Source organism: Escherichia sp. KTE52 (assembly GCF_000408325.1).
In the GTDB taxonomy this organism is placed as follows: domain Bacteria; phylum Pseudomonadota; class Gammaproteobacteria; order Enterobacterales; family Enterobacteriaceae; genus Escherichia; species Escherichia marmotae.
In genome coordinates this window covers 52,766-73,686 of the sequence record NZ_KE138679.1, presented here as the reverse complement: position 1 = coordinate 73,686, position 20,921 = coordinate 52,766, and the positions used below count along the sequence as shown (strand labels likewise).

Genomic DNA, 20,921 nt, shown 5'->3' with positions numbered 1-20,921 from the left:
TTGACAAGGATGAAAAATCATGCCTCGAATCAAAGGCTTGAATTTTGAAAATTAACTTATAACTACCCTGTCAGTTTTCTATTTTTCACGTAGCGTTATCTGTATATAGAGGTTTAATAGTTTCATGGGTGAACTAGTTATCTCCGGCGGTTCTGGTGGTTTTCTGCGCGATATAGGCACCGAATACCAGGAAGCTGCAAAAAACTTTATGCAGTTCATGAACGACCAGGGAGCTTATGCCCCAAATACGCTTCGAGATCTCCGTCTGGTGTTTCATTCCTGGGCGCGGTGGTGTAATTCGCGCCAGCACCCCTGGTTCCCGATTACGCCGGAAATGGCCCGCGAGTATCTTCTCCAGTTGCATGAGGCCGATCTGGCCTCGACCACCATTGATAAGCACTATGCCATGCTTAACATGCTGCTTTCGCAATGTGGCCTCCCGCCGCTGTCGGACGATAAAAGTGTGTCTCTGGCCATGCGGCGCATCCGGCGCGAAGCGGCAACGGAAAAAGGTGAGCGAACAGGCCAGGCTATACCGTTGCGGTGGGATGATCTGAAATTGCTCGACGTGTTGCTTTCCCGTTCCGAGCGGCTGGTGGACCTGCGCAATCGGGCGTTTCTCTTCGTGGCATACAATACCCTGATGCGTATGTCAGAAATCTCGCGCATCCGCGTCGGAGATCTGGACCAAACAGGTGACACTGTAACGCTGCATATTTCACACACGAAGACCATCACGACCGCCGCCGGACTTGATAAGGTGCTTTCTCGTTACACTACCGCCGTACTGAACGACTGGCTGGAGGTGTCCGGACTTCGAGAACATCCGGACGCGGTGCTATTCCCGCCAATACACCGCAGTAATAAGGCCAGAATCACGACAACGCCCCTTACTGCACCTGCAATGGAGAAAATATTCAGCGATGCCTGGGGGTTGCTGAACAAACGAGATGCCACGCCGAACAAGGGAAGATACCGGACGTGGACAGGCCATAGTGCGCGTGTTGGTGCGGCAATTGATATGGCTGAGAAACAGGTGTCAATGGTCGAGATCATGCAGGAAGGCACATGGAAAAAGCCCGAAACACTTATGCGATATTTGCGCCGTAGCGGGGCATCCGTTGGTGCAAATAGTCGCCTGATGGATTCATAAATTAATTTTCTAACAATCTTTTTAGACAGTGCATTTTAATGTAAAGTACCCTCGCCTATTGCGGAGGGTACTTTGCACAATCGTATTACGGAATCAAAACGCTTCACTGTTGACGGTTACACCATAACCTTCACTGCGGGCGTTAAGCGCGACCAGGCGGTCGTGGTGTTCGGTGTTATGACCGGACTTGATGCCGTTCCCGTATTTACCCTCGAAAAAAACTGGCGAAATCTGGAGGAAGCTGAACGCTACGTCCGGAAAGTAACCGTCATTGCTGCTGAAAAACTCCTGGCCCACTATCAGGAAAATTATCGCGCTATGACCGAGAAAATTAACCATGTTTTCACTCGCCCCACCAGCGGCTTCATTGCCCCTGATGCGAATGCCGGGCGCTATCCGGCAAGGGGGCGCAAATGAAAACTTACTACCCATCCCTGAACTGTTATCCAACCACTAATCCTGAGCTGTCAGGGAAACTTCTGTCCCTCCTGGCTGATAGTCCTGATGAATGGCATAAGCCTGGTGATATCAACACACAGTTCCCTGAGTACGGGTGTATCCGCACCAGAAATGAGCTGAAGAACCTCATTGCTCACGGTTTTGTTCGTCACCGTAGCGGGAAAGGCTATCAGTTGGCTATCCCACAAGGAGAGGCAAGAGAACTCTTTGGCTATCGAGAAAGCCAGACGCAAGCGCGGGTGATCGCAGAAATTATCCGTAATGGCAGCGTCTATGCCCGCAAATTCTGGCTGTCTGGCGGTGGTGATGCATCACAGTTCTTGCGTGCTGTGCGATCGCTGGAGGAACAAGGTGTTATCGAGAATACCTGCGTCTCCGTTCCGACCGCTCCGCATATCAAACGCCGGATTTATACATTTACCCGGAGAGCTAAAAAGCAATGATTAACGTGAAAGTGAAACGCCTTCATCCGGCGGCAAAACTCCCCGTTTACGCCACCGCCGGATCGGCGGCGATGGATTTTGTTGCTGTTGAAATAACGCCGGGTATCGATAGCAACGGCGCTATTTCCTCAAGCTGGTGGGTGCATACCGGCCTCGCTATGGCGATCCCTCCTGGCTGGTGTCTGAAACTTTATCCTCGTTCCGGATTGGGCTGCAAAAAGCATACGCGCCTGGCTAACTGCGTAGGAATTATCGACTCCGATTATCGCGGTGAAATCATGGCAAAACTGATTACAGATCCCGGTGGTGAAGGCGTTTGCCTCAAGCCAGGAATGGCGGTCATGCAAGGCATTTTTGAGCGTGTTGAACCGGTATCGCTGGTAGAAGTTGATGAACTCGATGAAACAGAGCGAGGCGCTGGTGGCTTTGGTAGCACATCGGAAGACCGCGTTGAAATCAAGCGTACACCGCTTCAGTACGCAAAGTTTTAAGTAGAGGAAGGATTATGGTCAGCACTTTTCAGGTGTTCCCCAAATACAAATGCCACAGCATCATTCGGGCATCGAAAATCAAAGATATTGTTATTGTCGGCGAAGCTTATGCGCCCATTTTTGGCAGTATCGAAGTCGTTGAGCCAAAAGGAATGACGCTTCGTGTTGATGGTGTGTTCTTGGAAAAATTCCGACCGCAAATAGGAGGATATCTCGTCACTGCTGAAAATGGCTATCTGGTCTATGTGCCAGAGAAAGCATTTGAAAAATGCTATAGCCGGGTTAACGACGCCTCCGAAAATGGGGTATCGCTCAGCATTGAAGGTCACAATGGGGTGACATTCATTACAGCCAGGGACGTAACTATTGCTGCCGGTGGCATCATTACCACACAAGAAGAAATCGACCTTGAAGCAGCCGACTTCTCTGACGCGCTAATGTGGTTGAAGGAAGGCAAGAAAGTTGCCCGACGCGAGTGGAAAGGCGAAAAGCAATTCTGCTGGTTAGTTCTCGCTGGAAGCGTCAATTTACACGGCATTCACGTTCCTTATGGTGACCATTTTGTATTGAAAGATGCACAAAATATGGACAGCGTTTGGTTGCCGTCTGTGGATGATTTACTGGCCTGTGACTGGTTTGTTGTGGAGTGATTTAACGTGGAAAATACCAAAAACATTCAATATCGCCTGCGTAATGGCCTGCTGGTGGATGTAAACGATGATATGTCCCTGCCCTTTGCTACCATTGAGCGAACCATCCTTACATACCTGGGCTTAGACGAAGAGTTAGATAGTGAGAATGGCATTGCTATCTGGCGTGATGGGAAAACGGGAGTCAGACGTTTTATTACGGCAAGAGGCATTCAGTGCACACAGGAAGAATTGTTTGAACTGGCGCAATCTTATGGATGCATCGCGTTAGATCCCCTGTATGACCCAGCCATAGCGCAACAACTCATTCGAGAGCTGTCGCTTTCGGTCACGCCAATAATCTTCCGCCAGGGAACCTTAACCGGCACATGGCGTGTAGAACGCATCTCTAAATATCAGCCATATAATATCCATTTGAACGGCACTATTACTGGTGTGGATCAACCAGTAGCAGGTGAAAACAAAGACCTGGAACTTGCAGTAATGATGGCTGCTTGTCGCGTGCTTGGCCTGGGCAAGCAGATGTTTATCCATTTCCCAAACGGCGCGGAAGGCGAAGTAGAGCTGATTTCCTGCGACTTTTCCTTAACCTGGATGCTTGATGAATTCCTGGACAAAACAGTATTCCGTGCTGAAGAACTGGATATGTATGTCACCTCAAGTATTCCTAATGACGTGAAAGTTGAGGCCATCGCTACAGCCAGGGCGAAATGCCGTGCGGCGATTGCAGAACAGGCCAAAGAAGAACAGTCCGATGAAGTCGCGGCAGATGTGGAAGCAGAGGATGCTGATGCTGACGCCTAAAAGCAAGAAATTAGCTGGCTGACAGCAGAAAAAATCATTGAGTGATAGTAGGAAGCCCGCTTGGTTGAGCGGGCTTCTTTTCAAATATTGGAACCATATAGTTCACGTAGTTTTTCCGCTACTGAAGATACGGGGATTTCACCAGTTGCAGCCCCCACCGCAAGTTCCACCAGCACGGGAGAATCATATACCTGTATACCGTTACGGCGTAGAAATAGCAGCGCACTGTTTAGCGCGGTACGCTTATTGGCATCATTGAATATATGCCCTCTCGCTGTAGCCACCAGGTAGGTGGCGGAGACTTCGAAAAGGTCGGTGATCTCTTCGTAGGCAACTCTGGCCTGAACTCTCCCGATAATGGCCTCTGCCCTACCCGGATCTGACATTCCCGGCAGGCCGCCGTAGCGGTTTATATTCGCATCATGAAGCGCAATAAGTTCTTCCGGTGATATATGCCTCATTATCGGTTAACCAGTTCCTTGTTGGTGGAGTCCAGGGTGTCAAACAGGGATGCAAATTCAGCATCCAGCGCCGCTTTTTTGTAGGCTTCGAAAGTAGCCTTGCTGACAATTACTGCTGGCTCACGGCCTCTGCGGGTGATTTCAACCTCTTCCCCGGCTTCAACATTGTTGAGCACTTCAGAAAGGTTGCCGCGCGCGGTACGGAAGTTAATGGATTGCATAAACACCTCGTGTACTCGTTATGTGTACGCAATTATAGGTTTTAATGATGCTGAATACCACTTCTTGGTGCCTTAAATCCTCGAGATGCAGTCTTGCAATTGCTGGGATTAAGCAGAATAAGTGGTTGGAATTCTGAGCAGTAATCCAATCTTGGCTATGTGCTCATATGGCAGCTCTCCGGTTTTACCATCATGTATCGAGGCTATCAGATTCAATTCTTGCGCCGCTTTACGAATTTCAGTTTCTGATGGAACAAGGCGAAAACCGATGGGTAACATTTTGATATAGAAAGGTAATAGTTCGTACTTCACCCGTAACTGTGCTGCCGCATCTTTCAAATCATGGATGATTTCTTGTTTTAAGTCAGAGCGGGGATTCGATAGCTTTGCTTGGTTAGACAATAACAGATGCGATATTTCCCCCAACTGTTCCTTGAATGAAATGTAAGACTCAACCCCCTTGATGATGAGTCGACCTAGGACAAAAACGCTTACTCCAGTGACAACAGTGACAAAAGCAGACGAACTCATTCGCGTACCTAAAAAGAGAATTATAACCTCATCTTATCTTCAAGTGAGTAACCGCGTCTAATGGGAGGAATCATTTAAATGGCCAGGGCGATATAGGTCCAGTCATGCCTCTCTATGGTTTCTCTGAAAACAAATCATATAGCAGGACTATCATCAAATTCACCGCCCCTGGCGTCATTGATAATGTGGGTGATCACACCAAAAACAGCATTACTGCCCGTGTATCCATCGTCATCCACTGGTAACGCCTCTTTCTTCCCGGTGCTTAAATCCTCCATGTGCTGGCGCGGATACTTCCTGTATCTCTTTATGCGATATTCACCCTCCATAGCGCATATAAGCAGTGAACCATCAACCGGAGTAAGTGAGGAATCAACCACCAGCAAAGCACCTTGCAATATTCCCTCACGGTGATGGCTGTCTGCCGCCCGCATGAAGTAGGTCGCAGAAGGATGTCTGATTAGTTGCTGATCAAGAGAAATACGGCTCTCTGCATAATCCGCCGCAGGAGAAGGGAAGCCCATAGCGTTTTACCTCAATAATACTGTTTATTCATACAGTATACATTGAAAAGGCATAGTTTGTGAAAGCGGGGTTTGTACGCGCGCCACGCTGGGGGCTAATCACATTGGTGGCGTGAACGTGCCATTCATATATTGCAAAATGCTTGACTCGATTTTTTCATTAAAATCAGAATGATGCTCCTCAAGGACAAAGCGCGCCTTATTGTTGCGCACAATAACCTCCGCTAACGGCTTAACCAGAGATGTGGAGTTAGAGATTTTCTCGGCGCGCTCTACATCGCTTTTAAACGTTACGATGAAGTGCTGGTGGCCCGGTGACCGGCGACACAACATGCGTCGCACTTCCACGGTATCTTCACGGCCTTGAGTATGTACAGGAAAGCTATCGACCACCGCTGTATTGGTGCGGATTGTCTGCATAGAACGCGTGTTGTCGTGATAGTTAAGCATGTTTAATGTCTCCCCCATCTTGCCGTTATTTTTTTGGTGCATCCTCGTTCTGATACACCGGATCGCTCCCTTTTGGCAACTGGAGGCTTAACTGCCGGTAGTGCCGTAGCCGTTCCATGAAATAGGCGCGCAGGTTTTCCGGTTGCTCACGGGCCACCTGCTCTGCAATCACAGGTATATTCAGTCGTTCTTTGTAAGCAACGCCGCTGGCGGCAAGGTCTACGTTCACCTTGTCTCGCTCTTCCTGGCTTTTAGCTGCTATATTTCGATCTGACACAAGAAACCTCCCGGAGTTAGTGGATCAGGCACATGCACAATAACGTTCTCAATGTTAGCCGTTCAATTCAGACAATCAGAGACTGCACCAGTGTGGTGGCATCAATCCCATTGCGAAACAGCATAGACGAACTGCAAATTCGTGTATTGAATCTGAATCAGGCTAATAAGCAATTGCGCTTTATTTTGACGCTGAAAAGTGAAACAGAGGGGATAAAGCACAGCGTAAAAGTGTTTTCTGAGGCCATCCTGCTTAATGGGAAGCTTCGGCATCTGGTGAGGCCAGAACGTCAATATCCGGACGTCCTGGCGCGTGAAAAAGACCTTCTTTCTGAAGTTCAAGATAGGGTGATCGATTTCGTTAAATCTCATCCCCTGCATTGAGGGCAGGTGTTACCTTCCGCAAAGTAGGGGAAACTGCTATCAAGTTCATCACACCATCTGCGATGGTCGTAGCACCAAAAAGTCTCCCACGACAAACAAAAAGACTTCATCCACCGGGACACTCGGTCGGGTATATCTGCTGGTGGTCGCTCCTCTGGCAATAATTTGCCTGATAATTTCCCTTTCCGCCCGCGCCAGCATTCCTTTGAGGCTAGCATTCTCTTTTTCAAGAATCTCTACGCGCGCCTGTAACTCAGCTTTCGTTGGCATGGTCCGCCTCATGTTGTCAGCCACCAGCAGCAATAAAGCCTTAGCCATTTCATGAACTAACGTTGTGCTCACCATGCCTAGAGTATCGCCAGACTTAGTCATCAATGCCGCTTCAAGATGATATTTTTCAAGGATGGTGTTAATTACCGGCTTAGTATCGGCCTTATAGGCTACTCGCAGCCAGTGCATCAAGAATCCTTATATCTTATTCACCTTTGGCTGCAAGGTGTAGTCACCACGGTAAGCTCCATCAGCATGGGTGAATCATATACCTGTACACTATTACGATGTAGAAATAAAACGTGCATATTTTTGATAGGTGATGTTAATGACTTTTAAATATTTATTATCTTATCAAGAGTGTCTGTAATACCCCTATTAACCCGTCACATATAAACAATTTATAAAATTTCTCTTAACGCTATCACATTATTTAAATCACCTACCCCGATAGGTATATAATTCATCATGTGCAGCCTTGCGATTGCGATGTATTCCCATTTCTTTCTCTACGCGTATTGCTGAATTGCGTAATGCTCTTGAGGTCGTGACTTCTCTTGAACTTACATTTTTTGATGTGGCTGATTTAATGCAACGTTGAATTTGCCTCTGAATATACATCCGCTGGTCTGTCTGATTATCCTGGAGATAATCCATCAGCACATCTTGCCAGCGAGCCGCGGCTCTGCGCCAAAGCCCTTTATTTTCAAGTTCTTCAGCTTTTTTATCTTTAACCATACAACCTCCTATCACACTAAATATTAAATAATAACTATCAGGTTTAACAGATAGTTATTATTACAGTTAAGTATAGGGGCGGTAATAATAATCCAAGATGGAGGAGAAACTCAAGCCAGATGCTGTTATGCAACTCTACAAAATAATCAAATCAGCGGGGCTGCACGATACCCCGCACTATTTCACTTATCACCCCCAACGGCAAATTGAATACACCACCAGTGCTACCGCCATTGCAATTCCTACCGTTGCGAATGCTTCAGGCCAGCTCATTAACCAGCCTCCTGGGGCGGTTCTGGTAGCAGCATCCAGAACAAGGCGTTCCCTAACCACGATAAAGTGCCGTCGCTCAACTCCACGTATTCCCCTTGCACCTGGCCTGCCATATACTCACCGTGCTTTGAATAAATTAAAATCCAATCATCTTGAGCTGGCATTCGCTCACTACAGCTTATCCAACCATCCGGAGTTACCGGATAGTTGACAGCCAGTCTGCGCAAAACAGCCTTAACACCCTCAATACGGTCATCATCGCAATTTTCCAGCGTATCTATGCGGTCGAGCATGATGATGGCGTTATCAATATCAGGATTGCCGGTCCACTCATTACCGCGATTGGATTCGGCAGCCTGGTTGCCAGATGCTGGTTGATTGTCGGCTTGGCTATAGCTAACAGCACGGCAGGCATCCTCTACGCCTTTAACTGCATCTGCGCAGTAGTTATAGCGATTGCATTCCACTAACTTCTGCTTGAGATTTTCAATTGCTTGTGCGACATCAGCCTGCAATTCCGGAACTGGCGGAGTGGCATATAACGGCACCCACTTTGGTGCTTTATCCCCGACCGAACGCTGATACCAGTCACCCGGTTTGTATTCATAAAAATCACCAACTGGCTCTGCTTCCAGAGATGCCAGCGCAATTTCATAAGCACGGCGCTCAATATTGTCTCGCACGTCCAGACTGCCTATGCGCTCTTTGATTTCTTTAATCAGTTCTTTGTCGGTTAAAGTGGTCATAAATTATGCCTCAGTTGTATCCGATTGGATTAACCGCAACAATAACGCCATCCGCGAACAAATCTTTAATGAGGTGTTCGCTCGGCTCGCCTTTTTCGTACTCTTCAATAAGGTAAGTGTCTCCATCCTCATTGATATAAACTGGAAGAATGGAACCGTTGATGAAGTAGGTTCCGTTGTTATCGAGGATTTTTGCCTCGGCGATTTGTTTTTTGGTAAAACGATCTTCTTTTTTCAAAGTTGCCATATCTGTTTCCTTATGTGGGTTAATTTTATTGTGTAGCTTCCTGAATGGGGTCCACACTATATCGATATACAGTTCAACTAACGGTTCAAATACTTTCCCCATTAGAACAGTCACTAATATTGAGGCTATTGGTATCAGCAACACGAAAAACAGAATGATAAACAGCAATTCTATTGCTCTACTCTTTCGCGGATATTCTTTTCTGAATAAAGTGGGCATTTCCTCCCCATTAAATGCCTCAATGATTTCTCCAGTGTTTTGCGCTGCACCTGAATTATCTTTAAATCCTTCTTTCATCGTTTGCTATCTTCCTCACACCCAAGATATGAAAGAGATGTAATTGCTTTTGCACGGAAACCACCAACCTTGCTAAGTGCGCTTTTAAGTGCGTCAAGGTCAGATTGTGATTTGATCATGAAAGTTAACCGCGCAATTCCAGACATAGAGTCAGAACCATTCACTGCGTTGTAGTGATATATGTATCGGGTGACTGATTGAGTCACGCCCTCCTGCTGGTGGTTTATATTGGCGTCCTGTCTTGTGTTGGCCTGCTCCAACTCTTCGATACGTTCAGCCATCGCAGCACACTCTTCAAAGTTGCTTAATGCTTTTCGCTCCGATTCAGCGCATTGTTTTTCCAGTTCTGCTATGCGCTTACCTCCATCCGCGATTACTCCCTCGTAATGCTCGCGCTGCTCGTTGAGTTTTGATTTTGCCGACTCCAGTTGTTTTGTTAGTTCCACAATACGGCAAACATCGTTGATACGCGTTTCCTCTAATGCGTTGATCTCATCCAGTAGTGCCAGCGCAACTTTTGGTGGGATAGCCGCGATATAACGGGCATTAGCACCAGCATTCCTTTGCCCATCAATGCCAGGCCAGTCAATAAAGTATCCGCAATGCCTACCCTCAGACGTGCGCGCAGGATAAATGCCGTTATGACCCGGCAAAATATATGCTACCCATTCATCTTGCGTTGCCTGTTCCGCCGCCTCGCGCAGTTCTTGATAGTTAATTTTGATCACTGGTTGCCTCCGCTTCCCACGTTTTCAGACTTTCACCACAGAACGGGCAAAATGAAATTCGAATCGGCGATTTAGAAAACTCGCCTGACCGCAGCATGATCAGGTCTTGTGAATGAATTAATGCATGGTTATAGATTTTGTATTTCAGCAGACCTTTTCGCGTCGTGTATTCAGCGTCATGTTCCAGGGATTGCGTCAACGCCGCGCACGGTTCTATCTTGTTGCCATTAATTTGGCATTTTGACTCACTCACTGGTTGCCTCCTTTGCGGAGTTGCGCTGCGATGCACGAAAAAAAAGACTCCCGAGTATGACAGTTAAGAGCTGGTGCGAACGCCGCGTTAAGAACGGCGGCATCACAGCCGTCATCAATATAGAGCGCAATTTTTTTCTCCAGGCGCGCTTTGGCTTCCTGCAACTGCATACCCCGGCACGCACGCGGGATATAATCAGCAATTTGAGCGATAGCTTTTTCGTTCTGTTTAAACATGCTTCACCTCGATAGGCTTGATGGTGTCTAACAGCAGTCGGCGGCGCGTATTTTCTGCAAAATGGCGGCGTCCAGTTTCTTTGTGGTAAAACTCGTTTTTGCCAACGCCCCACATCCGCTCTGTTTGGTGCAGTTTTTTTACCTGCGGGCCATCTTTGGTGATCACGGTACCGGTATGGGTTTTTACGATTGTCATTCCACTACCTCTTCGAATTTCAACTCCAATTGGTCACCCCAGATTTCACATGATTCGGAACACGAACCAGTATCAAACCGCTTGGCCTGCACCATCGCCTGATACAAATTTCTGTAGTCGCTGTCGGCATACATTCTGGTAATCCCGTCAAGCGTCAGGTGACCACGGTACATAACGTCTTTACCTGTTCTGCGATGACCATCCCTGACGTGTTTGCCTGTAACCAGTTCATTAAAAACCCGCATCAGACCTGGTTCGTCTTTACATGCAAGCCCCAGCTTTTGCGTTGACTTTTTGATGCAAAAAACACAGTTCCCGAGGTGCTCCGGGATTTGCAAATCAAAAGGTTGTTTTCGCCACCACCGGATAACATCCGACTTATCAAAATCTGACAGCTCGGCAAGATACCGGACGCCCGGTTTCGGTTTCAGCCTACGGGGTTCGTCTGCACGAATACCCAGCCACGTGATGTAGTTCCCTCGCCCAAAATGGTCATCGCAATATTTCGTGAAAGGGGTGAGTTTTAGCCTGTCGGTACAGAACGCGCCGCCGATGTATGGCGTACCGTACTTTTTAACCATGTCCATAAACGGTTTAAGCACCGGCAGTCGAGTCTGAATATCCTTTGGTTCCCATACCGTATAACCATTTGGCTGCCCAAGTTCTGGATTTATATCGACCTGCAACACCGTTAGCGGTACGTTCCAGAACTTCACAACCTCACGAATAAAGCGATACGTCAGAGGATGTTCACAGCCGGTATCCATAAAAATGAAATGGACGCTAGCGCCAGCTTTTCGCTGTGCTTCCATCAGATGAACGAGATAAGCCGATGTTCGTCCACCTGAAAAGCTGACGACTTGATGCATACTCACGGTTTATTCCTGAATGCGCTTAAACTCGATTACCCATACCCACGGGTTAGATAGCCAGTTATCCTGCCCGTAAATACTGCGCCAGATATCACCAAAACCAACGCGATAAACAGCTTCAGGTGGCGTAATCTTGTACGTCGCCGGAGCTGCGCCTTCTGCTTTAGCATCCGCCTCGCTCATGTCATGCAGCCGTTCCACACGCACGTCGGTAATTTCCAGAAGAATGCGCGATGCCCAGCGCGGCATGTGAATTGATGGCGTCCACTTTTCTGATACTGGTTTATTACAAACCTCGACCGGAACCCGGTGCGTTTGTTCTGTCCAGGAGTTACGCACGCTTGCGCGATAAACCAGCGTTGCGACGTCCGTCGCTTTGCCATGTACCCGGTAGGTTTCGCGAACCCAAATACGATCGCCCGGTTGACCATATGGACAATGCTTAGCAAGCAACTCTGCGGCAACTGCTCGTCCATAGAATTTTTCTTCAACAATCCTGCGAGTCTGTGTTTTATTCCCGCCAAGAATTGCCCGGACCATCTCATCGTTAAAAATCATCCCGCGTTCTTTCATTTTTTGATCCACTCCATCAGTTATTGAACGTGATCACTCCGCGCTCGATGGCGAAGTCGAAAAGCTGGTTGGCGGCTACGTAAAGGCGTATGCCATGTGTTTTTTCCCATGCCCGGACATCGTTTTCTGCGCTTCTGGCGCATTCATCGCAAAGAGGAACGGCCCAGCGATCGTGTTCGTTTAACGAGCGGGCGCGGTACATGAACGGGTGATTAACTTTGCCTCCGCATCCGATGCACGGACGAGAAATCACAAACCGGAGATAAGCCGGGCTTTTACCGAGAACCGCTTTTGGTCGGCGCATATACAGCAGGCCGGAATCCTCATCTACAGACAGGTTGACGATCTGCTCTGCGGTTATGTCCACCAGCTCACGGGTGCTGTGCTCCCAGGTGATATCCGATTCTTTCAGTGTGCCGGTAGGGATTTCCTGTTTTGGCTGACAAAATGCAATGCGACCGGCTTCATCTGGCAGCTCGTCTTTCAGATTCCGGCGAATGGCCCAAAAAGTGAGTTCAACCATGCTCAGATCGCGTTCTGGCGGTAGTTTTAACTCGCTCGCAGCCCAGTTCATAACCCAGTTGGCACGATTCAGGGATAACTGGTCATCCAGCTTGCCGTACCCCTTCATCATGTATTCCGCATCATGCTTCCAGCACAGGCGAACGGCAGAGCCGTTATAGAAATGAGTGGTTAGCTGGTGGCTGCAATCGCGCTTATCGTGCGCCTGGCAATCGTGGATATTGGAACTTACCCAATGAACAAGCGAATCTTCACCGCCTAATGCGTTAAATACGCGCTCGCTTTGAAAAAATGCTTTCAGAGACTGGTTGGCAACCAGCGAATAGTTCAGATCCACTACGCCATCTGGCGTGTTTTCAGCCTGTTCGCGCGGAAGTGGAGAGATAATGAAACGGCGACCTGCGCCAATGTAGTTGCTGGTGGGCTTGTCTACCGGAAAGACAGCCACACCAGCTCCGTTTACGAAATGAGGTGTGATTATTGCACTCATAATGTATACCGACTCTGTTTTGTTCCGAGCGGTAAAATAATATGTTAGAAAATTAAAATCAATATTCTAACACGGTTTTGAGTGCATAAACGATGTGTTCAGGATTACGGCTGTCCTCCCTTCACCTGCTTTAGCGTCAGATTTCCGCAAAAAACCGCGCCAGTGTCTATGTAGTGCTGGTTCCAGAAAGATTTCGGGCTGTTTACTGGCGTATGCCCGAAAATAAAGCTATCTGCACCAGTGATCATTCCACCAACACCATCAACCGCGTCATAAAATCGCTCACGCCGCCAGGTAACATTGAGATCGCTAACAGGTTTACCAAACTGGTATTCGTTATCAGGATAGTCGGCATGGGCTATAACGATAGTTTCATGCCCGGTGTTCAACTCAATGATATAGGGTAAACGTCTTACCAGTTCCACCAGCGCCCTGGCTAATATTTCCCGATCAGCGTCCAGCATGAAGAACCATTGGCCGCCATTCATTAGCCAGTTATTCACGTTGCCTGCGGGGCTTAACGCATCGATCATTAATCGCTCGTGGTTTCCCATAACCGACCGAAACCAGGGCATCTGCAATAGCTCCAGGCATTCAACATTTTCGGTGCCGCGATCGATAAGGTCGCCAACCGATATCAGTAAATCCTGTGTCGGGTCAAAGTCCACACGATGAAGTTCAGACATCAATCTGGTGTAGCAACCATGCAGATCACCAACAACCCATATGTTTCTGTAGCCTGAACCATCAATACGGCTATATAAATTCACTTCATGCAGCGCCTGGGTCATGCGGCAACCTTCTCCCGCAGCCAGATACAAACCGGGCCATCTTCAGTGTCATGAATAGAGCCAACAAACCATCCTTCGCCCTCTGGTCGCTCTGGTTCCCAGGCGGCAATATCGGGACCATCTGCGTCCAGATTAAAATGATCTTCATCCATACTGCGAATAGTCCACTGAAGATTATTTTCCTTCATCCAGGCGTCAAATTCCTCAGTGGATATATATTCACGACCTGCGCAAAACTTTTCATACTCCGGATGTGTCCAGCAGCCATATTCATCACGTTCTACCGGCATTTCTTTAATGATGCTCACTCTTCATCCTCCAAGTCGGCAACGGCCTCCATCACATCAGAACCGCGAATAACCTCAAAAGCACGGCAGGCCATTTCAAACACCTGTTGTTCTTGCGGATGCGGTGACTCCCAATACTTAAAACCAGGTCGATGCTCGTAACCCAACATGGAATAAAAATCGCCAGCAAGTTCAATCGCGGCATCAACAAGTTCGCGATTTGTCATCGTCTGTTCTGTCATTTTGTTTTCTCCTGTCTGAACATCACTATCATCAGGTCGCCTTTTGTCGCTATCCTGGCTGTTGTACCTGGTTCAATGCGGCTAAGCTCAAATGCGTCATAGAACGCTTCTAATGCCTTCTGGCGTAGTTCCTGTTTGCGCCGTTTTTTCCACTGTTTCAGGAAAATGGAACCCAGCCATCGCCATGTACGGGACATGATGTAAAGCCAACCGAGAAGTGCCAGACCGGTATTTAGGAGCGTATCGATCGTTATTGTCGTGTCGATATTCACTTGCTGATTCCTCTTCGAAGCTCATCGGCAAAGTCAGTTGCATGTTCACCGAGTAGTTTCCAGTTATCGCGTATATCAGATGCAAGCGACTGTTCGGATTTTGAGTTACATTTCTGTGCAAACATCTCCAATCCCTGCGCCCGGACTTCAGCCAGGAAAGCGTCGGTGGCTGGGGTTTCGACATTAGGTCGAAGCTCATAATCACAAACTCTTTCAATCCATGGTGATACTCTGTCGCATTTCCTCTTCTTGCGTTCACCGACCTTGGTTGCCTGCTGAATAATTACCCCCCAGCAAATGCTTTCGACCTCTTCGCTCCATCCATCGCAAGCATCGCCTCTATAGTCGTCAATTGCAGCCTCAGCAGCAGCGATAGCCTCCTCAGCAGTTTTGTGACACTCGAAACTAAATTCAGAGCCATATGAGAAATACATAGCCCCGGCCTTCAGTCTTGCATTCTCCGCCGCCAGCGCCGCGCGCTCTTTCTCAAGTCGGGAAATTTCCGTTACATACTCAGCGTTACGCTCTGCCAGTTGTGCGGGCGTTAAACCTTCAGACTTCATGCACTCTCCTTTCGAAATAAACGTACTGATTAATCATTCCCAGGGGCATTTCGAGTTTTTCTGCGATCTCACGGCGGGGAACGCCACACTGATGAAGCTGCCGCGCCAGCTCTATATCGCTCTGCCGGTATTTGGCTGACTGGTGAAAGTCACCTTTCAGAATCATGCTGATCCGCAATTGCCGCGCTTTAGTCCTGACAGCACCACCGGTACGCCCGATCAGTCTCCCAATACCCTCGACTGTCATAGTCCCGGCGCACTGGCGGAGTATCATGATTTCTGCCCTTCCCCATCCCCGCCAGCTCACGCAGAACTCCTTCTAACCAAAAGAACGCCATCTTCAGAAACAATGTTGCAGGACTTCAGGTAATTCATTGCCACTTTCGGTAATGGATTCTTTGGATCGGCGTTTGCCAGGGATTTCGATAACCTCATGATAAATTTGATCATTACCTTCTGACGGAGCTTGTGCTCATGAGATGCAGACAGGTAATAGGAAATGGTATGGGCTAAACGCTCACGAAGCTGTTCTGTGCCGTGATATACAGCAGCGATATCACGCAGTGCATTGACCAGTTCCCGGTAAATATGCGGAGCAACCTGGCATTCAATGTTGGTTGGTGACTCATAAATTACATTCAGCCCCAGCTTTTGAGCCAGCTCGTGCTCTGCACGAGCGCCAACTGATTCCTCCCACCCCTTGAGCAAATAGACCGCATTAGCCGAACGCACCATTGCAAGGCAAATATCCATGTATTCGCTCTGGCAGAGGCCAGCAGGTAACAGCGCCGGATTCAGAACAATATGCCCTACCTCCATCAGCTCTTTTGCTTTCGAAAAAAACGCTGTGCGGTTGTAGTCGGGATAACCAGTCATCGGACCCGCGATGTAAATTTTCATAATGCGTTTTGACATCAAAGTTTCCCCAGGAACGTTACGCAAAAGTTGATGAGAGCAAAGAGTTCAATGCCCAGCTCAAACAACGCCAGGACAGTGAAAAACAGGGCATATAGCAACCCAATTTCTGTACCGGATTGCTGGTGGATTGCACTTATTGCGACAAGCATCATGACCTCCTGATATAGCGTCTGAAAAAAAGTATCTTCATTTTGTGTTAGAAAATCAATTTTGATTTTCTAACACGTTTGATCAACCATAGCGGCTATGTAGACAAACCGGGTATTTCTATGAAGCAAAGCTATTGGGAGAAACAGACACAAAAAGCCCTGCAAAAACTGGCTGATCCGAAATGGCGGGAGGAACAAAGGGCAAAGCGTCTTCAGCAAGCTCAACGCCAGCAGCAGCGTGCGCGAGAAAAAGCCGCATCGCCTGAATATCGGCAAAAGAAAATTGAAAAAGCGAAGCAATATGAACAGCGAAGAAAAGAGAAGGCCGCTTCTGCTCCTGTCAAAAAAACGCGCGCGTCACGCGGCCTGAAAGGCAGAACACTCACAGCAGATGAGCGCCGGATACAAACTGCCATCGGTGCTCTCCCCTGCATTGCCTGCCATATGCACGGACAGCATAGCCCTGTGGTATCCCTGCACCACATCTTTGGGAGAACAGCAGAGAACGCGCATAAATACGTCCTCCCTTTGTGTAAATGGCACCATCAACACGCAGCGCCAGCAGAGATCCGCGAGCAATACCCCTGGTTGGTTCCTGTTCATGCTGATGGAAAAATAGGCGGCAAAGCAGATTTCAGGCGGCACAATGCTGATGAAATGACGTTGTATCAGATGGTGACTGAATTAATGAATTAATTTTCTAACATTTTAAGTTGAATTGTGAGATTCGCCGTTGTACATTCACAACCGATTGGTACACCGGTCAACTTTTTGAGACAAACCGTTTGGTTTTTCGTATGATTGCCGCCGCCATACCAATGGCGGTGCAATATAGGTGGCTGAAAAGCCCCCGTTGACTCACGGTGTTCCAACCTTTATTGCGCCGCCACCAGACCGTGGAACAGTCGATGGCGGCTCCGAAAGCAAGGAGTCACTACACTATGAACAGCTACTGTCCTTTCCCATCACTCGTTGTCCGCCACTCACGCGATAATCTGCATTCTTTACTCGCGCTGGGGGTGTCAAAATGACCGTTCGCTACCTCAACTTTCAAATCCAGAACATCACTGGCGGTTGCTATGACTGGTTTGTCACTCTCGGAAAAGAAGTGATCACCGGAAAGCTGGATGAAGTGAAAGCTAAAGCAATGGCCTACGCCTGCAAGCAAGCCCGGAAGAAATCCGCCAAAGCATAAAATACTGACTGTTGCGCCCTGGCATTATCGTGAGGTATATTTCTACGGCACCTTAGAAAAACGGGTGCCGGGATTGAGACCCCGGATAATGCAAAAGGCGACACAGACGCCGAAAGCGTCTTTTTTTGTGTCATGCCATCGCACAGCCATACGTAGCGTATAGCTCCAAGATCAATGGTAGTGCTGGCTGGGCTGCCGAAAGGCAGGCCGGTTCCCTTTTGCGCCGGTAGTCTCAACCCAGCCAGTGCTACCGCCATTGAGATTGAGACCTCACGCGGTAGCTCCTTAAATTAGCAAAAGGAGGCTGCCAATATGGCTACTATCCCTACCCCAACTCATTCTGAATTTATCTGGCGTTTCTATTCCTGCCAAAAACACCTGTATATCTGCGTCATGGCTGCAACCGAAGCAGAAGCGCGCTCATACCTTCCCGAAGAACCCTGCATTTTTGCTGCTCGCTTCACTCTTGATGCGATGGAGATCCTCAATTACTGGAATCTGCCGATGAACTGCGTGGAGGTGCACTGATGAATCTGTCCATCTCTCAAAAAGCGACAATGAGTAGCCTAGATATTGCAGAGTTAGTTGGTAGTCGTCACGGCAATGTTTTACGTACCATTCGCAATATGATGGCTAGCGGTGTCATCCGAGAAACTCAAAATGAGTTCGTCGAAAGAATCAATAACTTAGGGAAGGTTGTCAAAGATCCGGTCTATGTCTTCGAAGGCGAGCAAGGCAAGCGCGATAGTATTGTCGTCGTCGCGCAGCTCTCTCCCGAATTCACCGCCCGGCTGGTGGACCGCTGGCGCGAACTGGAGAATGCCCGGGTACAGTTAAAATCAAAAGCCGAAATTCTGGCTGAAATGGCGCAAATGCATCTTGAGCATGAACGCCGGATCAACGCCGTTAATGCCCAGGTAGCCGAAGTATCGGCACAAGTGTCCAAAGTCGCTGAAACCGTCGAGCAGATCAAGAAAGGTAATATTCCGGAAGGCTACATTGGCTACCGCCAGTTGGCGGCGAAATGTGGCCTGACTGAAGCCAAATGCCGTAACCTGGTCAACGCTTACCGGATACCCACTGATACGCATGAGTTTTTAACTCCCGACGGTTTGCTTGCGCGGCGCTCCATTGTGGCCCTGGCCCCCTTCCGGAAAGCCTTTAAGCAGGTTATGTCGGAGGCAGAACCACGCAACAAACGCTGGTATCATCCCAAGATGGGGCTATTTCAGGCCATTCACCATCCTGTGCCTGAAAGTCCAAAGGCAAACCTGTCGTTGCATACCGCCAGAGAGAAGATTAAAACAGGGTATGCAACCGTATGCCGTCGAGCATCCTGGCCTGAAAGTGTCTGGGTATGGCCCGAAAGAGGCTCACGGAAAAACTGGCGCACCATTCGCGACGGCAAGATCTATGCGATTGATTTACAGCCAGAAGATGTAGCAGCGACCGACTGGATTGTTAGTTAATAGATTTGCCCCGGTCATGCCGGGGCTTTAACTACTAAGTGACCGGACACAGCAAAATGTATGCCACGAAAAAAATTGATTTCACTTATTCTTCCGCCACAATTGAGCGGCGCTTCACCCTCATTAGAGAGTTGGAACTGTCAAAAGTCTGGTATCAAATTCTACTGGATGAAGAGTTCTCACTGATGATAATGGCTGAAAAAGAAGCCATGCCGAATGACCGGCATAAAGTCATTGCCAGCCTTGACCTGGTGACAAACAGATACTGGGAGACAGAGGAACTGCGTGAGGCGGGAGCAATTCGCGACCTGATGGAGAATTCCGTTCCCCGCCGTTATCGGCTAGGAGATGAAATCACCATTACCGAAAAATCTTAACTCCTACAGATATGAATAACAGCGTCACAAGACATACATCAACTCATTGCATTACAAAGTGTAAATTAGTAGTATTGCGGACTCACACAGCTTTATAAGTATTTGTTTTTTATGTTAAAGGATGAATAGTTTTGGCTACTAAAATTAAACTTGAAAATCCTCAAACTGGCGAGTCAATAACCGGTTTTTATGGTTTTTCTTGGACTACATTCTTGTTTGGTGCTTTTCCTGCTTTGTTCAGGAAAGACTTTATAACCTTCATTGGGGTGTTCGTGGTGATGCTGATACTGGCATTCCTCACTGCCGGAATTGGCCCCTGGATCGCCTCTTTTATTTGGGCTTTCATGTACAACAAATATTTCACCATAAACAAGATAAAACAAGGCTTTGTGTTTGCTGGCACTCACACCGAAAATGAGTTGGCCTCAAGTAAACTTGGGTTGGCCTTAAATAAAAACAACTGTAAAACAATTACCGAGTAAAACAAATAGCAGGCTTAATCTTTAAGCCTGCTATATCAACTACGAATCTTGCTGACAATTCAGAAACATAAATGCCCGTTTATCAGTCAGATCTGTGACATAATATTCTCTCGTCCCTGTAGGTTTTATTCTACGGGCATATACAAACTTATGTGCTGATTGTCTCTCACCATAGCTTACTTCAGTCCTGAACTCATCAACCACACTACCATCTTTTTCGACTTCCTTTCTCACCAACTGATTTTCTAATACAGGCTTTGATTCGTCTATACCACTAAAAGCATCCTGCCCAGTGCTGTTACCTCTGTTTCCGCGTGGCAAATCCCATGAGAAGTAAGATCCATAATCAGTAATCACACGATCCCATGTACCAGAATCCCCCATGTAGTTAGAGCGTTTTCCATTGTAGGTTACAGCGACCTTACAGGCGTATGTTTTTCCATTATTTTCAGGCGCACTCGTAATGGTTGCAGGAGCATTATGAATAGATGCGCTTACGTCATATTGCGTTAAATCCTCAACTGGGACAAATTTATATATAGGTGTACCTAGGCTGTTTAGGTATAAATTATACCTAACTCTAAGCGTGCTTCCATCAGAGAACTCATACGTTCCCAAGCATTGGAGTTTATTTTTTTCGCTTATTTCATTAACCTGATCGTAAGCATCAATTACTGTTACTTTTTCCGGTTCATCTTTTAAAAGTTCGTTATAATCATCGATCAACATCTGCCTTGTTTTTGTGGCGTTACAGTCAATTTTGCTAAAATCTTCAGCAAAAGATATGCTGGGAACCGAAAGAGCAATAACAGCAGTAAACGCTGTTGAACAAAATATGTTTCCGCATTTCTTTAAAAACATTTCACAAACTCCAGATGTTACCATTTT

Annotated in this window: 39 protein-coding genes and 2 pseudogenes; 14 read left to right on the top strand and 27 right to left on the bottom strand. The window is 47.6% G+C overall.

Annotated features, from left to right (window positions below):
* Window positions 1-124 precede the first annotated feature (124 nt).
* The 6 genes from A1SC_RS11615 (at window position 125) to A1SC_RS11640 (ending at window position 4,000) form a co-directional block, all read left to right on the top strand.
* Window positions 125-1,153, top strand: a complete 1,029-nt coding sequence (locus A1SC_RS11615; protein ID WP_016262425.1) for a tyrosine-type recombinase/integrase — start codon at window positions 125-127, stop codon at window positions 1,151-1,153.
* A gap of 72 nt (window positions 1,154-1,225) precedes the next feature.
* Window positions 1,226-1,570, top strand: a complete 345-nt coding sequence (locus A1SC_RS11620; protein ID WP_016262424.1) for a hypothetical protein — start codon at window positions 1,226-1,228, stop codon at window positions 1,568-1,570.
* Window positions 1,567-2,055, top strand: coding sequence for a hypothetical protein (locus A1SC_RS11625; RefSeq protein ID WP_016262423.1), 489 nt, complete (start codon window positions 1,567-1,569; stop codon window positions 2,053-2,055). The genes A1SC_RS11620 and A1SC_RS11625 overlap by 4 nt, the downstream gene beginning before the upstream one ends.
* A complete protein-coding gene (dut, locus tag A1SC_RS11630; RefSeq protein ID WP_016262422.1) occupies window positions 2,052-2,546 on the top strand; it encodes a dUTP diphosphatase in 495 nt (164 codons plus the stop codon). The genes A1SC_RS11625 and dut overlap by 4 nt, the downstream gene beginning before the upstream one ends.
* A 14-nt stretch (window positions 2,547-2,560) precedes the next feature.
* Window positions 2,561-3,196, top strand: a complete 636-nt coding sequence (locus A1SC_RS11635; protein WP_016262421.1) for a DUF2829 domain-containing protein — start codon at window positions 2,561-2,563, stop codon at window positions 3,194-3,196.
* A 6-nt stretch (window positions 3,197-3,202) separates the two neighbouring features.
* Window positions 3,203-4,000: a hypothetical protein gene (locus A1SC_RS11640; RefSeq protein WP_016262420.1), complete on the top strand. Its 798-nt coding sequence runs from the start codon at window positions 3,203-3,205 to the stop codon at window positions 3,998-4,000.
* Window positions 4,001-4,080: 80 nt separating this feature from the next.
* Here the strand turns inward: A1SC_RS11640 and A1SC_RS11645 are convergent, their stop codons facing one another.
* The 6 genes from A1SC_RS11645 to A1SC_RS11670 form a co-directional block, all read right to left on the bottom strand.
* A complete protein-coding gene (locus A1SC_RS11645; RefSeq protein ID WP_016262419.1) occupies window positions 4,081-4,461 on the bottom strand; it encodes a type II toxin-antitoxin system death-on-curing family toxin in 381 nt (126 codons plus the stop codon).
* Window positions 4,461-4,682: a type II toxin-antitoxin system Phd/YefM family antitoxin gene (locus A1SC_RS11650; RefSeq protein ID WP_001190712.1), complete on the bottom strand. Its 222-nt coding sequence runs from the start codon at window positions 4,680-4,682 to the stop codon at window positions 4,461-4,463. The genes A1SC_RS11645 and A1SC_RS11650 overlap by 1 nt, the downstream gene beginning before the upstream one ends.
* 108 nt (window positions 4,683-4,790) lie before the next feature.
* Window positions 4,791-5,213, bottom strand: coding sequence for a hypothetical protein (locus A1SC_RS11655; RefSeq protein WP_016262418.1), 423 nt, complete (start codon window positions 5,211-5,213; stop codon window positions 4,791-4,793).
* Window positions 5,214-5,347: 134 nt separating this feature from the next.
* Window positions 5,348-5,737, bottom strand: a complete 390-nt coding sequence (locus tag A1SC_RS11660; protein ID WP_016262417.1) for a HumD family translesion DNA polymerase — start codon at window positions 5,735-5,737, stop codon at window positions 5,348-5,350.
* A gap of 99 nt (window positions 5,738-5,836) precedes the next feature.
* The gene (locus tag A1SC_RS11665) at window positions 5,837-6,187 is read right to left on the bottom strand and encodes a hypothetical protein (RefSeq protein ID WP_016262416.1); all 351 of its coding nucleotides are present in this window, start codon (window positions 6,185-6,187) and stop codon (window positions 5,837-5,839) included.
* A 25-nt stretch (window positions 6,188-6,212) separates the two neighbouring features.
* Window positions 6,213-6,464, bottom strand: a complete 252-nt coding sequence (locus tag A1SC_RS11670) for a DNA polymerase III subunit theta (RefSeq protein WP_001283837.1) — start codon at window positions 6,462-6,464, stop codon at window positions 6,213-6,215.
* Between the two features lie 32 nt (window positions 6,465-6,496).
* Here A1SC_RS11670 and A1SC_RS25885 point away from each other — a divergent pair, with 32 nt between their 5' ends.
* Entirely contained in the window at window positions 6,497-6,847 is a 351-nt protein-coding gene (locus tag A1SC_RS25885) for a hypothetical protein (RefSeq protein WP_016262415.1), read from the top strand.
* Between the two features lie 48 nt (window positions 6,848-6,895).
* On the opposite strand, the gene A1SC_RS25880 is transcribed toward A1SC_RS25885, so the two are convergent.
* The 20 genes and pseudogenes from A1SC_RS25880 to A1SC_RS25475 all read right to left on the bottom strand — a co-directional run bounded on the left by A1SC_RS25880 (window position 6,896) and on the right by A1SC_RS25475 (window position 16,513).
* The gene (locus A1SC_RS25880; RefSeq protein ID WP_016262414.1) at window positions 6,896-7,306 is read right to left on the bottom strand and encodes a hypothetical protein; all 411 of its coding nucleotides are present in this window, start codon (window positions 7,304-7,306) and stop codon (window positions 6,896-6,898) included.
* A 249-nt stretch (window positions 7,307-7,555) separates the two neighbouring features.
* Complete coding sequence (locus A1SC_RS11675) at window positions 7,556-7,855, bottom strand: PerC family transcriptional regulator (protein ID WP_016262413.1); 300 nt, start codon at window positions 7,853-7,855, stop codon at window positions 7,556-7,558.
* Window positions 7,856-8,127: 272 nt separating this feature from the next.
* Complete coding sequence (locus A1SC_RS26250) at window positions 8,128-8,292, bottom strand: hypothetical protein (RefSeq protein ID WP_410054397.1); 165 nt, start codon at window positions 8,290-8,292, stop codon at window positions 8,128-8,130.
* A 453-nt stretch (window positions 8,293-8,745) separates the two neighbouring features.
* Window positions 8,746-8,874: pseudogene (locus A1SC_RS26245) on the bottom strand (hypothetical protein); the annotation flags it as partial.
* A 253-nt stretch (window positions 8,875-9,127) separates the two neighbouring features.
* A pseudogene (locus A1SC_RS25875) lies at window positions 9,128-9,340 on the bottom strand (DUF4014 family protein); the annotation flags it as partial.
* A 74-nt stretch (window positions 9,341-9,414) separates the two neighbouring features.
* Complete coding sequence (locus A1SC_RS11690; protein ID WP_050571724.1) at window positions 9,415-10,143, bottom strand: ead/Ea22-like family protein; 729 nt, start codon at window positions 10,141-10,143, stop codon at window positions 9,415-9,417.
* Window positions 10,133-10,399: a hypothetical protein gene (locus tag A1SC_RS11695; RefSeq protein WP_016262409.1), complete on the bottom strand. Its 267-nt coding sequence runs from the start codon at window positions 10,397-10,399 to the stop codon at window positions 10,133-10,135. The genes A1SC_RS11690 and A1SC_RS11695 overlap by 11 nt, the downstream gene beginning before the upstream one ends.
* Entirely contained in the window at window positions 10,396-10,635 is a 240-nt protein-coding gene (locus tag A1SC_RS11700) for a hypothetical protein (RefSeq protein WP_016262408.1), read from the bottom strand. The genes A1SC_RS11695 and A1SC_RS11700 overlap by 4 nt, the downstream gene beginning before the upstream one ends.
* On the bottom strand, window positions 10,628-10,831 hold the full coding sequence (locus A1SC_RS11705) for a hypothetical protein (protein ID WP_016262407.1): 204 nt from the start codon (window positions 10,829-10,831) through the stop codon (window positions 10,628-10,630). The genes A1SC_RS11700 and A1SC_RS11705 overlap by 8 nt, the downstream gene beginning before the upstream one ends.
* Window positions 10,828-11,700: a phosphoadenosine phosphosulfate reductase domain-containing protein gene (locus tag A1SC_RS11710; RefSeq protein ID WP_032141421.1), complete on the bottom strand. Its 873-nt coding sequence runs from the start codon at window positions 11,698-11,700 to the stop codon at window positions 10,828-10,830. The genes A1SC_RS11705 and A1SC_RS11710 overlap by 4 nt, the downstream gene beginning before the upstream one ends.
* 9 nt (window positions 11,701-11,709) lie before the next feature.
* On the bottom strand, window positions 11,710-12,276 hold the full coding sequence (locus tag A1SC_RS11715) for an ASCH domain-containing protein (RefSeq protein ID WP_016262405.1): 567 nt from the start codon (window positions 12,274-12,276) through the stop codon (window positions 11,710-11,712).
* A gap of 16 nt (window positions 12,277-12,292) precedes the next feature.
* Window positions 12,293-13,246, bottom strand: a complete 954-nt coding sequence (locus A1SC_RS11720) for a DUF968 domain-containing protein (protein ID WP_016262404.1) — start codon at window positions 13,244-13,246, stop codon at window positions 12,293-12,295.
* A gap of 146 nt (window positions 13,247-13,392) precedes the next feature.
* Window positions 13,393-14,079 (bottom strand): metallophosphoesterase, encoded by a 687-nt coding sequence (locus A1SC_RS11725; RefSeq protein ID WP_016262403.1) that lies wholly within the window; start codon window positions 14,077-14,079, stop codon window positions 13,393-13,395.
* On the bottom strand, window positions 14,076-14,387 hold the full coding sequence (locus tag A1SC_RS11730) for a hypothetical protein (protein ID WP_016262402.1): 312 nt from the start codon (window positions 14,385-14,387) through the stop codon (window positions 14,076-14,078). The genes A1SC_RS11725 and A1SC_RS11730 overlap by 4 nt, the downstream gene beginning before the upstream one ends.
* Window positions 14,384-14,608 (bottom strand): hypothetical protein, encoded by a 225-nt coding sequence (locus tag A1SC_RS11735; RefSeq protein ID WP_016262401.1) that lies wholly within the window; start codon window positions 14,606-14,608, stop codon window positions 14,384-14,386. The genes A1SC_RS11730 and A1SC_RS11735 overlap by 4 nt, the downstream gene beginning before the upstream one ends.
* Window positions 14,605-14,880 (bottom strand): DUF4752 family protein, encoded by a 276-nt coding sequence (locus A1SC_RS11740; protein WP_016262400.1) that lies wholly within the window; start codon window positions 14,878-14,880, stop codon window positions 14,605-14,607. Before A1SC_RS11740 ends, A1SC_RS11735 begins: the two co-directional genes overlap by 4 nt.
* A complete protein-coding gene (locus A1SC_RS25650; RefSeq protein ID WP_016262399.1) occupies window positions 14,877-15,443 on the bottom strand; it encodes a hypothetical protein in 567 nt (188 codons plus the stop codon). The genes A1SC_RS11740 and A1SC_RS25650 overlap by 4 nt, the downstream gene beginning before the upstream one ends.
* Window positions 15,433-15,717, bottom strand: a complete 285-nt coding sequence (locus A1SC_RS11750; RefSeq protein ID WP_050571723.1) for a DNA-binding protein — start codon at window positions 15,715-15,717, stop codon at window positions 15,433-15,435. The genes A1SC_RS25650 and A1SC_RS11750 overlap by 11 nt, the downstream gene beginning before the upstream one ends.
* A gap of 29 nt (window positions 15,718-15,746) precedes the next feature.
* Window positions 15,747-16,358, bottom strand: a complete 612-nt coding sequence (locus A1SC_RS22895) for a DUF4406 domain-containing protein (RefSeq protein ID WP_016262397.1) — start codon at window positions 16,356-16,358, stop codon at window positions 15,747-15,749.
* Window positions 16,358-16,513 (bottom strand): hypothetical protein, encoded by a 156-nt coding sequence (locus A1SC_RS25475; protein WP_157209371.1) that lies wholly within the window; start codon window positions 16,511-16,513, stop codon window positions 16,358-16,360. Before A1SC_RS25475 ends, A1SC_RS22895 begins: the two co-directional genes overlap by 1 nt.
* Before the next feature lie 117 nt (window positions 16,514-16,630).
* Between A1SC_RS25475 and A1SC_RS0121920 the strand changes: the two genes are divergently transcribed.
* The 7 genes from A1SC_RS0121920 (at window position 16,631) to A1SC_RS11770 (ending at window position 20,033) form a co-directional block, all read left to right on the top strand.
* Window positions 16,631-17,206 carry a Ref family recombination enhancement nuclease gene (locus tag A1SC_RS0121920; RefSeq protein ID WP_024214621.1) on the top strand — a complete coding sequence of 192 codons (576 nt, stop codon included), beginning with the start codon at window positions 16,631-16,633 and terminating at the stop codon, window positions 17,204-17,206.
* 331 nt (window positions 17,207-17,537) lie between these two features.
* Entirely contained in the window at window positions 17,538-17,705 is a 168-nt protein-coding gene (locus A1SC_RS25470; RefSeq protein ID WP_000218500.1) for a hypothetical protein, read from the top strand.
* Between the two features lie 174 nt (window positions 17,706-17,879).
* The gene (locus A1SC_RS26240) at window positions 17,880-17,999 is read left to right on the top strand and encodes an ash family protein (protein WP_071587538.1); all 120 of its coding nucleotides are present in this window, start codon (window positions 17,880-17,882) and stop codon (window positions 17,997-17,999) included.
* Window positions 18,000-18,017: 18 nt separating this feature from the next.
* A complete protein-coding gene (locus A1SC_RS11760) occupies window positions 18,018-18,233 on the top strand; it encodes a host cell division inhibitor Icd-like protein (protein WP_000201263.1) in 216 nt (71 codons plus the stop codon).
* The gene (locus A1SC_RS0121915) at window positions 18,233-19,174 is read left to right on the top strand and encodes a Rha family transcriptional regulator (protein ID WP_016262394.1); all 942 of its coding nucleotides are present in this window, start codon (window positions 18,233-18,235) and stop codon (window positions 19,172-19,174) included. Before A1SC_RS11760 ends, A1SC_RS0121915 begins: the two co-directional genes overlap by 1 nt.
* Before the next feature lie 56 nt (window positions 19,175-19,230).
* On the top strand, window positions 19,231-19,551 hold the full coding sequence (locus tag A1SC_RS11765) for a hypothetical protein (protein ID WP_016262393.1): 321 nt from the start codon (window positions 19,231-19,233) through the stop codon (window positions 19,549-19,551).
* Window positions 19,552-19,682: 131 nt separating this feature from the next.
* A complete protein-coding gene (locus A1SC_RS11770) occupies window positions 19,683-20,033 on the top strand; it encodes a hypothetical protein (protein ID WP_016262392.1) in 351 nt (116 codons plus the stop codon).
* A gap of 39 nt (window positions 20,034-20,072) precedes the next feature.
* On the opposite strand, the gene A1SC_RS11775 is transcribed toward A1SC_RS11770, so the two are convergent.
* On the bottom strand, window positions 20,073-20,894 hold the full coding sequence (locus tag A1SC_RS11775; protein ID WP_016262391.1) for a hypothetical protein: 822 nt from the start codon (window positions 20,892-20,894) through the stop codon (window positions 20,073-20,075).
* Window positions 20,895-20,921 lie beyond the last annotated feature (27 nt).

What these genes read in the sequence shown, in the direction of transcription:
- A1SC_RS11650 (WP_001190712.1), bottom strand. Translation starts at nt 4,682, where the DNA reads ATGCAATCCATTAACTTCCGTACCGCGCGCGGCAACCTTTCTGAAGTG.
- A1SC_RS11700 (WP_016262408.1), bottom strand. Translation starts at nt 10,635, where the DNA reads ATGTTTAAACAGAACGAAAAAGCTATCGCTCAAATTGCTGATTATATC.
- A1SC_RS0121915 (WP_016262394.1), top strand. Translation starts at nt 18,233, where the DNA reads ATGAATCTGTCCATCTCTCAAAAAGCGACAATGAGTAGCCTAGATATT.
- A1SC_RS11660 (WP_016262417.1), bottom strand. Translation starts at nt 5,737, where the DNA reads ATGGGCTTCCCTTCTCCTGCGGCGGATTATGCAGAGAGCCGTATTTCT.
- A1SC_RS25885 (WP_016262415.1), top strand. Translation starts at nt 6,497, where the DNA reads ATGCACAATAACGTTCTCAATGTTAGCCGTTCAATTCAGACAATCAGA.
- A1SC_RS11715 (WP_016262405.1), bottom strand. Translation starts at nt 12,276, where the DNA reads ATGAAAGAACGCGGGATGATTTTTAACGATGAGATGGTCCGGGCAATT.
- A1SC_RS11625 (WP_016262423.1), top strand. Translation starts at nt 1,567, where the DNA reads ATGAAAACTTACTACCCATCCCTGAACTGTTATCCAACCACTAATCCT.
- A1SC_RS11675 (WP_016262413.1), bottom strand. Translation starts at nt 7,855, where the DNA reads ATGGTTAAAGATAAAAAAGCTGAAGAACTTGAAAATAAAGGGCTTTGG.
- A1SC_RS11635 (WP_016262421.1), top strand. Translation starts at nt 2,561, where the DNA reads ATGGTCAGCACTTTTCAGGTGTTCCCCAAATACAAATGCCACAGCATC.
- A1SC_RS11665 (WP_016262416.1), bottom strand. Translation starts at nt 6,187, where the DNA reads ATGCTTAACTATCACGACAACACGCGTTCTATGCAGACAATCCGCACC.
- A1SC_RS11710 (WP_032141421.1), bottom strand. Translation starts at nt 11,700, where the DNA reads ATGCATCAAGTCGTCAGCTTTTCAGGTGGACGAACATCGGCTTATCTC.
- A1SC_RS11725 (WP_016262403.1), bottom strand. Translation starts at nt 14,079, where the DNA reads ATGACCCAGGCGCTGCATGAAGTGAATTTATATAGCCGTATTGATGGT.
- A1SC_RS11705 (WP_016262407.1), bottom strand. Translation starts at nt 10,831, where the DNA reads ATGACAATCGTAAAAACCCATACCGGTACCGTGATCACCAAAGATGGC.
- A1SC_RS22895 (WP_016262397.1), bottom strand. Translation starts at nt 16,358, where the DNA reads ATGTCAAAACGCATTATGAAAATTTACATCGCGGGTCCGATGACTGGT.
- A1SC_RS0121920 (WP_024214621.1), top strand. Translation starts at nt 16,631, where the DNA reads ATGAAGCAAAGCTATTGGGAGAAACAGACACAAAAAGCCCTGCAAAAA.
- A1SC_RS26240 (WP_071587538.1), top strand. Translation starts at nt 17,880, where the DNA reads ATGGTAGTGCTGGCTGGGCTGCCGAAAGGCAGGCCGGTTCCCTTTTGC.
- A1SC_RS11735 (WP_016262401.1), bottom strand. Translation starts at nt 14,608, where the DNA reads ATGACAGAACAGACGATGACAAATCGCGAACTTGTTGATGCCGCGATT.
- A1SC_RS11615 (WP_016262425.1), top strand. Translation starts at nt 125, where the DNA reads ATGGGTGAACTAGTTATCTCCGGCGGTTCTGGTGGTTTTCTGCGCGAT.
- A1SC_RS25475 (WP_157209371.1), bottom strand. Translation starts at nt 16,513, where the DNA reads ATGATGCTTGTCGCAATAAGTGCAATCCACCAGCAATCCGGTACAGAA.
- A1SC_RS11765 (WP_016262393.1), top strand. Translation starts at nt 19,231, where the DNA reads ATGTATGCCACGAAAAAAATTGATTTCACTTATTCTTCCGCCACAATT.
- dut (WP_016262422.1), top strand. Translation starts at nt 2,052, where the DNA reads ATGATTAACGTGAAAGTGAAACGCCTTCATCCGGCGGCAAAACTCCCC.
- A1SC_RS26250 (WP_410054397.1), bottom strand. Translation starts at nt 8,292, where the DNA reads ATGCCAGCTCAAGATGATTGGATTTTAATTTATTCAAAGCACGGTGAG.
- A1SC_RS25880 (WP_016262414.1), bottom strand. Translation starts at nt 7,306, where the DNA reads ATGCACTGGCTGCGAGTAGCCTATAAGGCCGATACTAAGCCGGTAATT.
- A1SC_RS11655 (WP_016262418.1), bottom strand. Translation starts at nt 5,213, where the DNA reads ATGAGTTCGTCTGCTTTTGTCACTGTTGTCACTGGAGTAAGCGTTTTT.
- A1SC_RS25470 (WP_000218500.1), top strand. Translation starts at nt 17,538, where the DNA reads ATGACCGTTCGCTACCTCAACTTTCAAATCCAGAACATCACTGGCGGT.
- A1SC_RS11775 (WP_016262391.1), bottom strand. Translation starts at nt 20,894, where the DNA reads ATGTTTTTAAAGAAATGCGGAAACATATTTTGTTCAACAGCGTTTACT.
- A1SC_RS11760 (WP_000201263.1), top strand. Translation starts at nt 18,018, where the DNA reads ATGGCTACTATCCCTACCCCAACTCATTCTGAATTTATCTGGCGTTTC.
- A1SC_RS11645 (WP_016262419.1), bottom strand. Translation starts at nt 4,461, where the DNA reads ATGAGGCATATATCACCGGAAGAACTTATTGCGCTTCATGATGCGAAT.
- A1SC_RS25650 (WP_016262399.1), bottom strand. Translation starts at nt 15,443, where the DNA reads ATGAAGTCTGAAGGTTTAACGCCCGCACAACTGGCAGAGCGTAACGCT.
- A1SC_RS11750 (WP_050571723.1), bottom strand. Translation starts at nt 15,717, where the DNA reads ATGATACTCCGCCAGTGCGCCGGGACTATGACAGTCGAGGGTATTGGG.